The sequence below is a fragment of the Variovorax boronicumulans genome (assembly GCF_040544675.1).
Lineage (GTDB): Bacteria > Pseudomonadota > Gammaproteobacteria > Burkholderiales > Burkholderiaceae_C > Variovorax > Variovorax boronicumulans_D.
The window spans coordinates 77,414-91,913 of record NZ_JBEPKK010000014.1; the positions used below are offsets into that span (position 1 = coordinate 77,414).

The window sequence follows — 14,500 nt, forward strand, 5'->3', positions numbered from 1 at the left end:
TGTGTAGGCGAAAACCGCTCGGCGCTATGCCGTGTGCTGCTGCCACACCAGGGTGGCGGCTGTCAGGTCTTCGATCGCGCTGCCCACGGCCTTGAAGACGGTGCGCTCGGCATCGCTTGCGCGGCCCGGGCGTTCGCCGCGGCAGAGTTCGGCGAGCGTGCCCTGCACCTGGTCCGCGGCCAGGGTGCCGGCCGCCATCGCATCGAGCAGGTCGCCCGATTTCTGCAAGGCTTCGCCGGTGTCGATGAAGGTGCGCGCACCCGCAAAGCACTGCGCATCGGCCTCGCGCATGGCGGGCGTGAAGCTGCCGATCAGGTCCAGGTGCGAGCCCGGCGCGAGCCATTCGCCGCGCACCAGTGGTGCGGTGGCCAGCGTGGCGCAGCTCACGATGTCGGCGCGGCGCACGGCCGCCTCCAGGTCGGTGGCGGCCTGCGCATTCCAGCCTTCGGCGCGCAGCTGCGCGGCCAGCGCTTCGGCGCCTTCGGGCCGGTGGTTCCACACCGTGATTTCGTCGATGGGCCGCACGCTCGCGTGCGCGGCCGGCAGCATGCGCGCGATGCGGCCGGTGCCCAGCACCAGCAGCCGCCGCGCATCGCCGCGTGCAAGAAACGAAGCGCCCAGTGCCGACGCCGCGGCCGTGCGGCGCGCGGTGATCTCGTTGCCGTCCATCATCGCCAGCGGCACACCGGTGTGCGCGTCGTACAGCACGTAGGTTGCATGCAGGCCGGGCAGTCCGCGCGCGCTGTTGCCGGGAAAGATGTTGATGGTCTTGATGCCCAGAAAGCCCGCGTCGCTCCACGCCGGCATGATGAGCACGGTGCCCTTCTCGGCACCTGCCGTTTCGATGTTGTGAACGTGGCGCGGCGGCACCTGCGCCCCGGCCGCGAAGGCCGCGCGCAAGGCGGGCACCAGCCGCTCGAACTGCAGGGGCGCGCGGGTGGCGGCTTCGTCGAAGTGCTTCATGGTGTGGGTGTGCGCTGCCGCATCGAGGCGTCGAAGAAATCGGTCAGTGCCTGCTGGTAGGTGGTGCCGAAGCGCGCCGCCGCCATCGGCTCCAGGTGGCCGGCGCCCCGCACTTCGATGAGCCGCTTGGGCTCGCGCGCAACGGACAGCAGCCGCTGCGAATGGGCCAGCGGAATCACCGCGTCGGCCGTGCCGTGGATCAGCAGAAGCGGTATGGGCGCCATGGCCGCCACGTACTTCGAGGCCGCGTAGTCGTCGCCCACCAGGAGGCCCGCGCCGGTGAGCTTGTCGTGGGCAATGGACGAGTACGAATAGAAGGTCGACTCGATGGCCGCCGCCTTCACGCCGGCCCGGTTGCCCGAACCGACCACCGCGATCGCGTTGGTGCCGCCCAGGCTCTGACCGAACACGAAGAGCCGTTCGGCATCGACATCGCCGCGCGAGCGCACATGGTTCAAGGCCGCGTTCGAGTCCTCGAACACACCCTTGGGCTCGGGCTTGCCTTCGGATTCGCCGTAGCCGCGGTAGTCGAAGACGAACACGTTGTAGTCCTGCCTGGGCAGCCACGCAACGAAGCGCCAGTGCGTCGACATGTTCTGCGCGTTGCCGTGAAAGTGAACCACCGTGCCCTTGGCCTCTTTCGGGTTCTGCCGGCCCACGGCGGGAATGAACCAGCCTGTCAGAAGCGTGCCGTCGGTGCTTTGAAACTGCACGCTCTCGTAGCGCAGGCCCAGTGCATCGGGCGTTTCGTAGCGCACGCGGTCGGGGTAATAGAACATCGACTGCACGCAACCCGCCAGAAAGAGCGGCAGGGCGCACAGCGCCAGCTTCCACCATCGTCGGCGGGCGGGGGCCGTCATGGCTGGCCTGCGGCGCGGCGGTTGTCCGCGAGCATGTTGCAAAAGAGCGCGCCTTGCTCGATGGCATCGTCCAGCGCGATGTGCGTGTGGGGCAGCGGGTCGAACCAGCGCTTGGGCATCGCGCGCTTGGTGCTGTCGCGGTAGTCGAGCTTGAGCACCGCCATGGCGAACGACTTCACGTCGAGCGCCGAGTGGCTGAACGGGCTTTCGCCCGCAAAGCGCATCAGGTACCAGTAGACGAACAGAAAGTCGAAGCCCGCCGGATACGCCACGAACACCGGCCGCGCGGGCAGGCCCTTGAGCCAGGCCACGTAGTTCTTCATGGCGTGCGCTGGCTCTTGCAGATCGGTGCGGCAGGCGGCCCAGGCTTGGGGCTGGGTCTTCCACCAGGCGGCGGTCTTGGGATCGGGCTCGGCGCCGGGCAGGGTGTGGAGATTGGCGCTGAAGGTGGAGAGCAGTTGCTTGTCGGCCGTATAGGCGGCCGAGCCGAAGCTGAGCATCGAATGCGGGCCGGGGATGGGGCCGTCGGATTCGACGTCGGTGCTGATGTAGAGCTCGGTCATGGTTTCAATCGATGTCGAGGATGGACGCGACCGAGCGCTGGAGTTCTTCGACCAGTTCGGGGTCCATGTATTTGTACTCGTCGGGAATGTCGAGCACATGGATGGGCTTGCCTTCCAGCATCCGCGTGAACTCGGCCACCAGCCGCGACTTGTGTTTTTCTTCCATCACGAGGATCACGTCGGCCCATTCGATGTCGTCGACGGAAACCCTGTGCCGCGCATTCGGGCTTGTGCCGGCAGAGCGTGCCGCGATCTGCGGGTGCCGGCGCCAGAGTTGCTCGGCGGTGGGGCTGCGCCACTGGTTGCGGCTGCAGATGAAGAGGACGTTGCGCATGTTCAGATGCTGGCTGGCGGCAGCCGAAAGGTGTGGAGGTCTTGCCAGCGGCCGGACGAGTTTTCGATAAGCGCGACTTCGACACAAGTCGCACGCACCGCGCCCGAAGCGAGCAGCCTGGCCTGCAGCTCGATGGCTGCTTGCTCCGCATGGCGCGCGTCGCCATGCGCCACCGACAGATGCGGAACGATGCTCGTGTGCTCGCCGCCATAGGGCGGGAAACCGGGAAAGGCTTCCACCAGTGCCAGCGTCATTTCGACGAATGGCGCGGCCGGCTCGGGTGCGAGGTATGCGGTTTCGGGAAAGCGGCCCACCTTGGGCAAAGAGAACGAGAACGACGGCGTGCGTTCCAGCACCCGGCGCGCGCGATCGACCACTTCCTGCGTGACGAGCGCTGGGTCCATGAATGGAACCAGCAACGTGATGTGCGCGGGGACGCCGAGCGCGACAGTCGCGTCGTACCGGCGGCGCAAATCGCCGGCGAGCGGCTCGGCGGCGGGGACCTTCACGACGAATGCGGAGATGGGCATCGGCCCGGAGGATAGCTCAGCCCTCGGCGATGCGGCCCCACTCGATGCCGTGCTTCGCGAGGTACTTGCGCAGGCGGTCCGCATCGTTCACCACGCTGCGTTGCGCGCGCGATGCCTGAAAGAGCTGGCGCCCCGCATCGGACAGGGTGCGCGCTTGCCTGCACACCCGCACCACCGCTTCGAGTTGCAGCCGGTCGAAGAGGTCCAGCGCCGCCGCGCGCTCTTCGCCCAGCAACGCATCCAGGTCCACATCGCCGCCGACCGCAGCCGCCGGCCCGCCGCGCTTCCACAGCCACCGCAGCCGCGCGATCTCAGCCTCGACCAGCGCCACCGGAATACGCCCGCCATCGGCCAGCGTGGTCAGCCGCGTCACGCTGGCCGAGAGGTCGCGGAAGTTGCCGCACCACAGCGCCTCGCTGCTCTGCGCGAACCGCAGGTAGGCGGCGCGCGCCTCGGCGTTGAAGCGCACCACGCGGTGGTTCTCGGCCGCGTGAATGGCCAGCAGGTGATCGACGTTCGGCTCGATGTCTTCGGGCCGCTGCGCGAGGCCGGGGAGGTCGTAGGTCCAGAGGTTGATGCGCGCGAACAGGTCCTCGCGAAAGCGCCCCTCGGCCACGTCGCTGCGCAGGTCGCGGTTGGTGCCGGCGATCAGCTGGAAGTCGCTCTCCACTTCCTTGTCGGCGCCCACGGGGAAGAAGCGCTTTTCCTCGATGGCCTTGAGCAGCATGGCCTGCTCGTCGGGGCCGAGCTCGCCGATCTCGTCGAGGAACAGCGCGCCTTGATGGGCCGTGCGCAGCAGGCCGGGGCGGTCGCTTGCGGCGCCGGTGAACGATCCCTTCTTGTGGCCGAACAGCGTGGACGCCGCGCCGTCGCCGCGCAGCGTGGCGCAGTTCACCTCCACGAAGGGCCCGGTCATCTGATGCCGCGCCTGCTTGAGCTCGAACATGCGCCGCGCGAGAAACGACTTGCCCGCACCCGTCGGCCCCACCAGCAGGATGGGCGCGCGCGAGCGCACGGCCACGCGCTCGATCTCGTCGATGAGCGTGTTGAATCGCGCATTGCGCGTGGCGATGCCGCTCTTGAGGAACGCGACCGCATCGCGCTGCTCCGCGCCGAAGCGCTGCGCGATCACGTCGTAGCGCGAGAGGTCAAGGTCGATCAGCGTGCACTTGCCGGCCTCGCCCTCGCGCTGCCGCTTGGGCGGCGAGGTCTGCGCCAGCACGCCGGGCACCACGCGCGATTCGGACAGCAGGAACATGCAGATCTGCGCGACGTGCGTGCCGGTGGTGATGTGCGTCCAGTACTGCTCGCGCTCGGTGTCGAAGGTGTAGGCGCGCGCCCAGTCGTACAGGCGCGTGTAGACCTCGCCGAAATCCCACGGGTCTTCGAGTTCGAGCGGGACAAGGTTGACGGTGGTTTCGGGCGACACGGTGGCGATGTCGGCCTTCACCACCTCGGCCAGCGCTTTGTGGCGCAGCGTGTAGAGCAGCTCCATGCGCGAGACGACCATGTCCTCGTGCTGGGCGAGCGAGACGGTGGGGCGCCACTTGTTCCAGCGGCCTGCGCCCTGGCCGGCGTCGAGCTGGGTGCCGAGGAAGCCGATGACGACGATGGGTTTCATGGATATAAAACTAGCTGCATTTCTAAAGAAACTCAGAAATACTAGCAGCCTCAGGTTTGGCTGGCGAGGGGCGACGAAAGAAATTTCCCATGCACATCAACAACTTGCATCGCTAAGCGGGCCACGCCAGCGCGATTTCGATGAAGCTGGCACGCCGGCTGCAATAGATGACTCGTCCGGATGCAGTTCATCCGCTCTCAGGTCCCGCATGAATGCGGGCCGGTGCCGCAGACCAGATCCTGTCTTGGGTCCGCGGTATGCCGCTGTTGAACTGGCTGGTGACTGAACTTGATTCAGTTCTGCTCATGGTTGAGCACCGTGCTAACCACATGGCGTTGCGGGTTCGATTCCCGCAAAAAACCCGGCGGTGCTTGCACCGCCATATGACGGGGCGAAAGCCCCCCGCCCCGGCACACCGGAGCGTGCGGTGCAGGGCAAAAGAGGCCCTGCGGGCACGCAACACCGTGCCAAGCGCAGGCGGCTTGCGCACCGCATGTGCGGCAAGGAACTGCGTGCAGTCATCGGACGGCGAGGGAGGTGACGGCGTTGCACACGCGACGCCGGGAGGCACCCACCACACCGCGCGACCGCTGCACGACAGCCTGGCCCACCGCAGTGCCCGCCGCCTGCCCTTTCGAGGGCCTGGATTGAACGATTGACCGAACGAAACGAACAACAGAGCTGAAAAAAGAGGAGAAAAAGATGCTGGGCTTCAACCGATACACCATCAAGAAGAACGAACGCGCGCTGCTGCTGCGCAACGGCGACTTCGAGCAACTGCTCGGCCCGGGAAAGCATCGCGTGTTCGCGGGCTTCGATACCCTGAAGCTGGAGCGCTTCTCGCTGACCGAGCCGGCTTTCGAGCACGAGCTGACCGACTACTTCCTGGCGCGCGAGCCCGAACTGGTGGAGCGCGAATTCGTGCAGGTGTCCCTCGGCGAAAACCAGGTCGGCCTGCGCCATGAGGACGGCGTGCTGGTGCAGATCCTGCCGCCCGCCACGCGCAAGCTCTACTGGCGTGGACTGCGCGAGCAGCGCATCGAAGTGATCGACCTGGCCGCCGATGCGCGCCTGCCGGCCGACCTGCTGGCCAAGCTGCAGAGCGTGGCCCTGCGTCCGCGTGCGGTGCAGGGGCTCGAAGGCGTGCTGCTGGTGCAGGTGCCCGAGTTCCATGCCGGCGTGCTGACGCTCGAGGGGCAGATGCAGGCGATGCTGCCGCCGGGGAACCACGGCTTCTGGCGCTTCAACCGTCAGGTGGCGGTGACCTGCGTGGACCTGCGCTCGCAGATCGCCGAAGTGAGCGGCCAGGAAATACTGACCCGCGACAAGGTGGGGCTGCGGCTGAACCTGTCGGCGGTGTGGCGCTTCCTCGATGTGCGGCAGGCGATGGCCCAGATGCCCAAGCCGGCCGAACATGTGTACCGCGAGCTGCAGTTCGGCCTGCGCGCGGCAGTGGGTGAGCAAACGCTCGATGCGCTGCTGGAGAACAAGGCGGCCATCGACCAGACGGTGCTGGCGCAGGTGCGCGAACGGCTGGAGGGTTCGGGCATCTCGCTGGAGAGCGTAGGCGTGAAGGACATCATCTTGCCCGGCGAGATGAAGACCATCCTCGCGCAAGTGGTGGAGGCCGAGAAGTCGGCCCAGGCCAACGTGATCCGCCGCCGCGAGGAAACCGCGGCCACGCGCTCGCTGTTGAACACCGCCAAGGTGATGGAGGGCAACCCCGTCGCGTTGCGAATGAAGGAACTCGAAACGCTGGAACGCGTGGCGGAACGGATCGACAAGATCTCGGTGATCGGCGGTCTGGACCAGGTGCTCAACGGGCTTGTGACGCTGCGGCCGAACGGTTCCTGAGCGATAGAGAAGAGAGACACGGGCACGCAGGCGTAGAAGAGGGCGCCCCGCCGTGTCCACCATCAAGAAACCGGGAGAAAAACATGGAAGAGAAGATTGAAAAGAAAAGCGTGAAGATCAAGCAGCCACCCGTGCTGTTCAACAAGACGCAGGGCGTCATTGCGCAGCTGGCGAAGCTGCTCGGCGGGCCCGTGGTGACCTATTGGAACAACCCGCGCGGTTCGGTCTGCCATTCGGACGTGGTCGCGCTCTACGAGGTGCTCAAGAACGTCGGGCAGCACGAGACGATCTACCTGTTCCTGAAGTCCGACGGGGGAAGCGGCCAGGTGTCGCTTCGACTGATCAATCTGCTGCGTCAGCATTGCCGCGAGCTGGTGGCGCTGGTGCCGCTGGAGTGCGCTTCGGCCGCAACCATGGTCGCGCTGGGTGCGGACCGCATCATGATGGGGCCTACGGCATACCTGACGGCTGTCGATACCTCGCTCAATCACGCCCTGTCGCCGCTCGACCGCGACAACGACCGCGTGAGCGTGAGCCTCGACGAGCTTCAGCGCGTGATCCGCCTGTGGCGCGAGCAGCAAGGCGAGGTCGCCGACAACGCCTACAAGTCGCTGTTCCAGTACGTGCACCCGCTGGTGGTGGGCGCGCTCGATCGCGCGGAATCGCTGTCGATCATGCTTTGCAAGGAACTGCTGAGCTATCACATCGCGGAGAGCGAGGTGACGGAGCGCGTCGCCGCGACGCTCAACTCGAAGTATCCGTCGCACAACTATCCGATCCTGATGGACGAGGCGGTGAAGATCGGGCTGAAGGCCGAGCGCCTTCCCGACGAGATCAATCGACTCCTGCTGCAATTGAATGGCCAGTACAGCGAGATGGGCCAGAAGGCGACGACGGACTTCGACGAATCCCGCGCTCACGGCAACGAGATCGTGAACATCTGGGAGAGCGCCGACATCCAGGTGTACTTCCAGCAGGAGCGCGATTGGTTCTACCGTGCCGAGGAACGTCGCTGGATCACCATGAACGACAACAGCAGCTGGCGCCGCATCGACCGCCACAACGGGAAGATCCGCAAGGGCGTGCTGCACGTGGCGTGAATCGCCGAAGAAAGAACATGAGGTCAATGAAATGAAAGAGAAGAACTACAAACTGCACGAAGTCGCCAACGGCGTCCCCGTGAAGATGTGGACGAACGGCGTGCCCGTGGAAGACGAGGCGCAAAAGCAGCTCGAGAACGCCGCCCGCCTGCCCATCGTGTTCAAGCACATCGCGGCCATGCCCGATGTGCACTACGGCATCGGTGCGACCGTGGGTTCGGTGATCCCGACCTTCAAGGCCATCATTCCCGCCGCCGTCGGCGTGGACATCGGCTGCGGAATGATGGCCTGCAAGACCACGCTGAACGCGCGCGACCTGCCCGACAACCTGGGCCCGCTGCGTTCGGCGATCGAGAAGGCCGTGCCACACGGAAGCAACCCGAAGCGCATGGGCCGCGACAAGGGCTCGTGGGAAACGCCGCCCGACGAAACCGATGCGGCCTGGGCCAAGCTGGTGGATGAGTTCGATGCAATCTGCGAGGACTACCCGCGCATCAAGAACACCAACAACCACAAGCACCTGGGAACGCTGGGCACCGGCAACCACTTCATCGAGGTCTGCCTCGATGAGGCAGGCGCCGTGTGGTTCATGCTGCACTCGGGTTCGCGCGGGGTGGGCAACGCCATCGGCACGCACTTCATCGAACTCGCGAAGAAGGACGCCGAACTGCACCAGCGCAACCTGCCCGACCAGGACCTGGCGTACTTCGAGGAAGGCGCCCAGTACTTCGGCGACTACGTGCGCGCGGTGGGCTGGGCCCAGAAGTTCGCGCGTGCAAACCGCGAAGTGATGATGCAGCGCGTGGTCGCGGCCGCGCGCAAAGTCATCGCCAAGCCTTTCGAGGCGCATGTGGAAGCGGTGAACTGCCACCACAACTACGTGAGCCGCGAAACGCACTTCGGGCACGACGTGTTCGTCACGCGCAAGGGCGCGGTGAGCGCGAAGGCCGGCGAACTCGGGATCATCCCCGGCAGCATGGGTGCCAAGAGCTACATCGTGCGCGGCAAGGGCAACCCCGAGAGCTTCATGAGCTGCAGCCACGGCGCCGGTCGAAAGATGAGCCGTACCAAGGCCAAGAAGCTCTACACCGTCGCCGACCAGATCGCGGCGACGGAAGGGGTCGAATGCCGCAAGGACGCCGACGTGATCGACGAGATTCCGATGGCCTACAAGGACATCGATGCGGTGATGGCGGCGCAGCAGGACCTGGTGGAGGTGGTTTACACGCTCAAGCAGGTGGTGTGCGTGAAGGGTTGACCATGGGGGTTGATTACCGCGTCAAGGTCGCATTGCCGTCGCGCGATGTCGCGCAAGGCATCTGCAGGAAGGCGGGCATTGGCGGCCATCTGAACGTCGAGGGCGATCGTGCGGATTTCTATCCGGCGCCGCCATCGACGCCTTCGGAATGGGCGCAGGCCTCGGTCAGCATCGACGCCGATGGCTTTGTGGTCTGCCTGCTTGCGAACAGCAGCTTTGCCCGGCAGGTGCTCGGCAGCATCGTTCAACTCGCTGCGAGCGAAGGTGTCGTGACAGTGGAAGAGCTATAGAAGGAGAGGCCGGAAGACCCGGCCCCGCCTTCGTAGCGACGTACTGCGAAGGTTCAAAGAAAAATGAAAAGCAACAAGCAACGCCGCGCCGAAATCAAGGCGCATCGCCTGGCACGCGCAGCGCGCGTCGAAGCGCAACTGCGCGTGCCCGAACGGCAACGCAAGGTGTGCCTGCGCATGAGCGGCATCGAGCAGGCCGACCTGGAGATTCTGGGCCGCCACAACAACACCTACGGGCTGCTGCCCGAGTTCTACGTCGCGCGTCCTTTCACCTGCCGCGATTGCGGTGCGGAACAAGTGTGGACGGCCAGGCAGCAGAAGTGGTGGTACGAGGTGGTGCACGGCCCTATCGACAGCCGCGCCGTGCGTTGCCTCGCATGCCGCCGCGCGCGCCGCGAGCGGTTGCGGCACGCGGGCCCCGGCGCGAGCCTTCTGCGAGAGCAGAGCGATCGACTTCGCGCGCTGGGCGCGACGAAGCCAGATGCGCAAAGCGCAGCCGAAGTCGAGGCGGCACTGCAAAGCAAGTGGTGGAGTCTGCGTGTCGTGGCGATACAGACCATCGCCCGCTGGGGCGGCGAGGCGAACCTTGCCAAGCTCGATGCGCTCGTGGCAGCTGGCCGGGAGGCCGGTCGTCGATACTTTTGTTGGGAACGCGTCGCCGCCGACGCCGCAAGAAGTGCGCTGATACGCAGGGAGTGATTGAAGTGATGATGAAACTGACTTTTCTGGGAACCTCTTCAGGCACCCCCACGCGCCACCGCAACGTCTCCGGCCTCGCGGTGCAAACCGTGCTCGGCGCCGACTGGTTCCTCGTCGACTGCGGCGAAGGCACGCAGCATCGCCTGCTGCAGACGCCGTTGTCCCTTCACGACATGGCCGCCGTCTGCATCACGCATGTGCATGGCGACCATTGCTACGGCCTGCCGGGTCTGCTCGCGAGCGCGGGCATGGGCAAGCGCACGAAGCCGCTGAAGCTGATCGCGCCGCTGCCGGTATGGCAATGGTTCCAGGCCACGCGTGAGCTGACCGACCTGCACCTACCGTATGAGGTCGAGCATGTGGACGTCGATGCGCAGCCGCTGGTGTACGAGGCGCCGGGCCTTCGCATCGAGCGCCATGCGCTGCGGCACCGCGTGCCCAGTCATGCCTACCGCGTGCAGGTGCAAACCCACCGCACGCGCTTGAAGGTCGAGGCGCTCAAGGCCACCGGCCTGCCGCCCGGTCCGTTGTGGCGGGCGCTGCAGACGGGCGAGGACGTGCGCTTCAACGGCGACGTGCTGCGCAGTGCGGACTTTGCCGACATGCAGACCGACACCGCGGTCGCTGTGCTGGGCGGCGACAACGCCGAGCCCGCGCTGCTGCGCGATGCCTGCGAAGGCGCGCAGTTGCTGGTGCACGAAGCCACCTACACGCAGGAAGTGCTCGACAAGGTCGGCCCCGGGCCGATGCACAGTTCGGCGCGCCTGCTGGCCGAGTTTGCGCAGTCCGCTGCGGTACCTAACCTGATCCTCACGCACTTCAGCGCGCGGCATCAGAACGAAGAGGGCCTGGCCGCGTTGATGGCCGAAACCCAGGCGCGCTACGGCGGCCATGCGTTCCTCGCCAACGACCTGGACGTCTACGAGCTCGACAGCACCGGCCAGGTGACCGTCACCCGTGCCTGAAGACCAGGCGAAACAACAAAGAACAAGAGATCCCTCATGAGCACCGAAGAACAGGAATTCCTCCGCTCCGCCCACCCGATCGCCCCCGCCATGCGCGAGGAAATCATGGCCAACCTGCGCGCGATCGAGCAGCGCCACGACGTCACCGTGCTCTTCGCCTGCGAATCCGGCAGCCGCGGCTGGGGCTTTGCCTCGCCCGACAGCGACTACGACGTGCGCTTCATCTACGTGAACCGTCTGCCGTGGTACCTCACGGTGCAGCCGCGCCGCGACGTGATCGAGGTGCCGATCAGCGGCGACCTGGACATCAACGGCTGGGACCTGCGCAAGGCGCTGGGCCTGATGCGCGAGTCGAACCCGACGCTGCTCGAATGGCTGCGCTCGCCCATCGTGTACCGCGACGACGCCGTGGCGATGCCGCGTTTTTGTGCGCTCTCGGAGGCGGTCTTCTCCAACGCGCGCGCCTGGCATCACTACGCGTCGATGGCGAAGAAGAACTTTCGTGAGCACCTGCAGGCCGACGCGGTGCGCTACAAGAAATACCTCTACGTGTTGCGCCCGCTGCTGGCCGCGCGCTGGATCCGCACGCAGCCCGGCGTGCCGCCGATGCGCTTTGCCGAACTGGCGCAGCGCACGCTCGACGCCGTGCGCGATGCCGCGCTCATCGCCGAGATCAACGCGCTGCTCGAAGTGAAGATGCGCGCCGGCGAAGCGGCGACCAGCCCGCGCTGGGTGGGCATCCACGCGTTCATCGAGTCCGAGCTGGCGGTCAATGCGGCCGAGCCGGTGACGCCGCTGCCGTCGGCCGAGGGCGCGGGGCTGGATGCGTTTCTTTGCGAGACGGTGCTGCGCTTCGATGCGGCTGCATCTGCAACATCGGCCGTTCTGCAAGAAGGAGGCCGCGCATGATCGAACTCGACGGCTCGCAAGGCGAGGGCGGCGGACAGATCCTGCGCACCAGCCTTGCGCTGTCGGTGGTCACGGGCCAGCCCCTGGCCATCGAGAAGATCCGCGCGGGCCGCGCCAAGCCGGGCCTGATGCGCCAGCATCTGGCCTGCGTGAACGCCGCGGCCCAGATCAGCGGCGCGCAGGTGGACGGTGCCGAGCTCGGTTCGCAGTCGCTGCGCTTCCTGCCTGGCCCGGTGCGCGCGGGCGAGTACCGCTTTGCGATTGCCAGCGCGGGCAGCTGCATGCTGGTGTTGCAGACCGTGCTGCCGCCGCTGCTGCTGGCCGGCGCACCGAGCACCATGCACCTGAGCGGCGGTACGCACAACCCGATGGCGCCGCCGTTCCACTTTCTGGAGCGCGCCTTCGCACCGCTGGTGCGGCGCCTGGGTGCCGACCTGCAGCTCACGCTGCGCCGCTGCGGCTTCTATCCGGCGGGCGGTGGCGAAGTCGAGGCGACCATCGTGCCCGCCACCGGCGCGCTGCAAGCCTTCGACCTGATGGCGCGCGGTGCGGCGCAATCGGGTTACGCGGAATGCCTGGCGCCGGGCCTGCCGCGCCATGTGTCGACGCGCGAGCGCGGAGCAGGTGGCGCATGGCCTGGTGAAGGAGCTGCGCGCGTTCCAGAAGAGCGAGGCGGCTGTCGGTCCGCACCTGGCCGATCAGCTCGCGCTGCTGCTGGCGCTGGCCGCGTGGCAGAGCGGCAAGCCGGCGGCGTTCACCTGCAGCGAGGTGACCGAGCACACGCGCACCAACTGCGCGGTGATCGAGCGCTTTCTGCCGGTGCGCTTCACCCTTGCGGAGAGCCGCGCGGCATCGACGGTGCGGGTTTCGCCGGCCTGACGGCGTCGATGCGATGGCGGCGGGCGGCGCCATCGCGTGGAAAACTCCTTTTCGCCCGCGGGGTTGAACGCCTTGCAGGCCGGGTCGACACTCGCGCACCCGACCTCCAAGGAAAGCCCGCGCGATGACCGTTCCCTCCTTTGTCTACAACAGCGCGCCCCAGCGCGTGGTCTTCGGCGCGGGGTCGCTGCAGCATCTGGCGCGCGAGATCGACGCGCTGGGCGTGCACCGGGCGCTGGTGCTCTGCACGCCCGAGCAGCGCCCGCAGGCTGAGCGCATCGCCGACATGCTGGGCGCGCACGCGACCGGCGTGTTCGACCGAGCCGTGATGCATGTGCCCATCGAAACAGCGCGCGAAGCAAGGGAAGTGGCAACGCGCCTGGGCGCCGACTGCGCCGTGGCCATCGGCGGCGGATCGACCACAGGTTTGGGCAAGGCCATCGCGCTGGATTCAGGCCTGCCGATCCTCGCGATACCGACGACCTACGCAGGCTCCGAAATGACACCGATCTACGGCATCACCGAGGCCGGCATGAAGAAGACCGGAAAAGACTGGCGCGTGCTGCCGCGCACCGTGATCTACGACCCCGAGCTCTCGCTGAGCCTGCCCGTAGGCATGAGCGTGACCAGCGGCATCAATGCCATCGCGCATGCGGCCGAAGGCCTGTACGCGACGGACGCGAACCCGATCATGGATTGGATGGCGCAAGAAGGCATCGCCGCGCTGGGCCGCGCACTGCCGGCGATCCGCGCTTCGGCGCGGGATGCAACCGCGCGCAGCGATGCGCTCTACGGCGCCTGGCTCTGCGGCACCGTGCTCGGCAATGTCGGCATGGCGCTGCACCACAAGCTGTGCCACACGCTGGGCGGCAGCTTCAATCTGCCGCATGCCGAAACGCACACCATCGTGTTGCCGCATGCGCTGGCCTACAACGCCGCGGCGGCGCCCGAAGCCATGGCGCGCATCGCCAAGGCGCTCGGAGCAAACAATGCGGCACAGGCCGTGTTCGACCTGGCGCGCGACAACGGCGCACCGGTCGCGCTGCGCGACATCGGCATGAAGGAATCGGACCTGGACCTGGCCTGCGCGCACGCGCTGACAAACCAGTACCCCAATCCGCGCCCGCTGGCGCGCGATGCGGTTCGTGCCTTGCTGCAGAACGCGTGGGAAGGCGTGCGGCCCTGAGCGGGCAGGGCCGCACGGCGCGGTCTTCTTACAGACCGGCCTGGCGGGTGAACGACACCGTCGGCTTGTTGTAGGCCGAGGGCACCTGGTCGCGGTAGAACGCGCGCTTGTCCAGGCTTTGCAGCGGGTCGTGCGCGGTGGCGACGGCCTCTTCGCGCACGGCGCTGCGGTCGCGGATGGAATTGACGGTGGCCACGCCTTCGGCGGCGGCGTCCGAATAGGTGTTGTTGCCGCTGCGTGCGGCGGCCACGGCTTCGGCCTGCACGTCGGCGCGGGCCGCGGCCGAGGTGATGGCGTGCACGCCTTCGTAGGTTTCGGCGTGCGCGGCGGCGGTGCCCAGCATGGCAAGGGCGGCGGCGGAAACGGCGAGGAGTTGCTTGGTGTTCATGAAAAGAGTCCCTTCGGATGACGGTGTGGACGGCGGACATTCGTCGTTGCCACTGGATGCAGTGTCGAAGCGCAGCGTGTTTTGCGCTGTGCGTTTGCGCA

The 14,500-nt window shown here is 66.8% G+C and carries 15 protein-coding genes and 1 pseudogene; 9 read left to right on the forward strand and 7 right to left on the reverse strand.

Annotation, left to right across the window (positions count from 1 at the left end):
- Positions 1 to 24: 24 nt before the first annotated feature.
- Genes ABIC90_RS21940 through rtcR form a run of 6 tightly spaced genes read right to left on the reverse strand, consistent with a single transcriptional unit; the run spans position 25 to position 4,871 of the window.
- Entirely contained in the window at positions 25 to 963 is a 939-nt protein-coding gene (locus tag ABIC90_RS21940; RefSeq protein ID WP_354357829.1) for an ornithine cyclodeaminase family protein, read from the reverse strand.
- Complete coding sequence (locus tag ABIC90_RS21945) at positions 960 to 1,823, reverse strand: alpha/beta hydrolase (RefSeq protein WP_354357831.1); 864 nt, start codon at positions 1,821 to 1,823, stop codon at positions 960 to 962. The genes ABIC90_RS21940 and ABIC90_RS21945 overlap by 4 nt, the downstream gene beginning before the upstream one ends.
- Complete coding sequence (locus ABIC90_RS21950) at positions 1,820 to 2,386, reverse strand: exonuclease (RefSeq protein WP_354357833.1); 567 nt, start codon at positions 2,384 to 2,386, stop codon at positions 1,820 to 1,822. The genes ABIC90_RS21945 and ABIC90_RS21950 overlap by 4 nt, the downstream gene beginning before the upstream one ends.
- A 4-nt stretch (positions 2,387 to 2,390) precedes the next feature.
- Positions 2,391 to 2,720 (reverse strand): low molecular weight protein tyrosine phosphatase family protein, encoded by a 330-nt coding sequence (locus tag ABIC90_RS21955; protein ID WP_354357835.1) that lies wholly within the window; start codon positions 2,718 to 2,720, stop codon positions 2,391 to 2,393.
- Between the two features lie 2 nt (positions 2,721 to 2,722).
- Entirely contained in the window at positions 2,723 to 3,250 is a 528-nt protein-coding gene (locus tag ABIC90_RS21960) for a 2'-5' RNA ligase family protein (protein ID WP_354357837.1), read from the reverse strand.
- A 16-nt stretch (positions 3,251 to 3,266) separates the two neighbouring features.
- Positions 3,267 to 4,871: an RNA repair transcriptional activator RtcR gene (rtcR, locus tag ABIC90_RS21965; protein ID WP_354357839.1), complete on the reverse strand. Its 1,605-nt coding sequence runs from the start codon at positions 4,869 to 4,871 to the stop codon at positions 3,267 to 3,269.
- Positions 4,872 to 5,573: 702 nt separating this feature from the next.
- On the opposite strand from rtcR, the gene ABIC90_RS21970 reads away from it, so the two are divergent.
- The 9 genes and pseudogenes from ABIC90_RS21970 (at position 5,574) to ABIC90_RS22010 (ending at position 14,011) form a co-directional block, all read left to right on the forward strand.
- The gene (locus ABIC90_RS21970) at positions 5,574 to 6,725 is read left to right on the forward strand and encodes a slipin family protein (RefSeq protein WP_354357841.1); all 1,152 of its coding nucleotides are present in this window, start codon (positions 5,574 to 5,576) and stop codon (positions 6,723 to 6,725) included.
- An 83-nt stretch (positions 6,726 to 6,808) separates the two neighbouring features.
- Positions 6,809 to 7,825 (forward strand): SDH family Clp fold serine proteinase, encoded by a 1,017-nt coding sequence (locus ABIC90_RS21975; RefSeq protein ID WP_354357843.1) that lies wholly within the window; start codon positions 6,809 to 6,811, stop codon positions 7,823 to 7,825.
- Between the two features lie 31 nt (positions 7,826 to 7,856).
- Positions 7,857 to 9,083, forward strand: coding sequence for an RtcB family protein (locus ABIC90_RS21980; RefSeq protein ID WP_354357845.1), 1,227 nt, complete (start codon positions 7,857 to 7,859; stop codon positions 9,081 to 9,083).
- Positions 9,068 to 9,373, forward strand: a complete 306-nt coding sequence (locus ABIC90_RS21985) for a hypothetical protein (RefSeq protein ID WP_354357847.1) — start codon at positions 9,068 to 9,070, stop codon at positions 9,371 to 9,373. The genes ABIC90_RS21980 and ABIC90_RS21985 overlap by 16 nt, the downstream gene beginning before the upstream one ends.
- Positions 9,374 to 9,436: 63 nt before the next feature.
- On the forward strand, positions 9,437 to 10,072 hold the full coding sequence (locus ABIC90_RS21990; protein WP_354357849.1) for a zinc-ribbon domain containing protein: 636 nt from the start codon (positions 9,437 to 9,439) through the stop codon (positions 10,070 to 10,072).
- A gap of 11 nt (positions 10,073 to 10,083) precedes the next feature.
- The gene (locus ABIC90_RS21995) at positions 10,084 to 11,037 is read left to right on the forward strand and encodes a ribonuclease Z (RefSeq protein WP_354357851.1); all 954 of its coding nucleotides are present in this window, start codon (positions 10,084 to 10,086) and stop codon (positions 11,035 to 11,037) included.
- A gap of 36 nt (positions 11,038 to 11,073) precedes the next feature.
- On the forward strand, positions 11,074 to 11,946 hold the full coding sequence (locus ABIC90_RS22000) for a nucleotidyltransferase domain-containing protein (RefSeq protein ID WP_354357853.1): 873 nt from the start codon (positions 11,074 to 11,076) through the stop codon (positions 11,944 to 11,946).
- Positions 11,943 to 12,825: pseudogene (rtcA, locus tag ABIC90_RS22005) on the forward strand (RNA 3'-terminal phosphate cyclase). Before ABIC90_RS22000 ends, rtcA begins: the two are co-directional and overlap by 4 nt.
- A 124-nt stretch (positions 12,826 to 12,949) precedes the next feature.
- On the forward strand, positions 12,950 to 14,011 hold the full coding sequence (locus ABIC90_RS22010; protein ID WP_354357855.1) for a maleylacetate reductase: 1,062 nt from the start codon (positions 12,950 to 12,952) through the stop codon (positions 14,009 to 14,011).
- 28 nt (positions 14,012 to 14,039) lie between these two features.
- Here the strand turns inward: ABIC90_RS22010 and ABIC90_RS22015 are convergent, their stop codons facing one another.
- On the reverse strand, positions 14,040 to 14,399 hold the full coding sequence (locus ABIC90_RS22015) for an alpha/beta hydrolase (protein ID WP_354357857.1): 360 nt from the start codon (positions 14,397 to 14,399) through the stop codon (positions 14,040 to 14,042).
- Between the last annotated feature and the right edge of the window lie 101 nt (positions 14,400 to 14,500).

Bases quoted from the DNA above. Each gene is read 5' to 3' on its own strand.
- ABIC90_RS21960 (WP_354357837.1), bottom strand. From the start codon at position 3,250: ATGCCCATCTCCGCATTCGTCGTGAAGGTCCCCGCCGCCGAGCCGCTC.
- ABIC90_RS21950 (WP_354357833.1), bottom strand. From the start codon at position 2,386: ATGACCGAGCTCTACATCAGCACCGACGTCGAATCCGACGGCCCCATC.
- ABIC90_RS21995 (WP_354357851.1), top strand. From the start codon at position 10,084: ATGAAACTGACTTTTCTGGGAACCTCTTCAGGCACCCCCACGCGCCAC.
- ABIC90_RS22010 (WP_354357855.1), top strand. From the start codon at position 12,950: ATGACCGTTCCCTCCTTTGTCTACAACAGCGCGCCCCAGCGCGTGGTC.
- ABIC90_RS21970 (WP_354357841.1), top strand. From the start codon at position 5,574: ATGCTGGGCTTCAACCGATACACCATCAAGAAGAACGAACGCGCGCTG.
- ABIC90_RS21940 (WP_354357829.1), bottom strand. From the start codon at position 963: ATGAAGCACTTCGACGAAGCCGCCACCCGCGCGCCCCTGCAGTTCGAG.
- ABIC90_RS21955 (WP_354357835.1), bottom strand. From the start codon at position 2,720: ATGCGCAACGTCCTCTTCATCTGCAGCCGCAACCAGTGGCGCAGCCCC.
- ABIC90_RS21945 (WP_354357831.1), bottom strand. From the start codon at position 1,823: ATGACGGCCCCCGCCCGCCGACGATGGTGGAAGCTGGCGCTGTGCGCC.
- rtcR (WP_354357839.1), bottom strand. From the start codon at position 4,871: ATGAAACCCATCGTCGTCATCGGCTTCCTCGGCACCCAGCTCGACGCC.
- ABIC90_RS21990 (WP_354357849.1), top strand. From the start codon at position 9,437: ATGAAAAGCAACAAGCAACGCCGCGCCGAAATCAAGGCGCATCGCCTG.
- ABIC90_RS22000 (WP_354357853.1), top strand. From the start codon at position 11,074: ATGAGCACCGAAGAACAGGAATTCCTCCGCTCCGCCCACCCGATCGCC.
- ABIC90_RS21975 (WP_354357843.1), top strand. From the start codon at position 6,809: ATGGAAGAGAAGATTGAAAAGAAAAGCGTGAAGATCAAGCAGCCACCC.
- ABIC90_RS21980 (WP_354357845.1), top strand. From the start codon at position 7,857: ATGAAAGAGAAGAACTACAAACTGCACGAAGTCGCCAACGGCGTCCCC.
- ABIC90_RS22015 (WP_354357857.1), bottom strand. From the start codon at position 14,399: ATGAACACCAAGCAACTCCTCGCCGTTTCCGCCGCCGCCCTTGCCATG.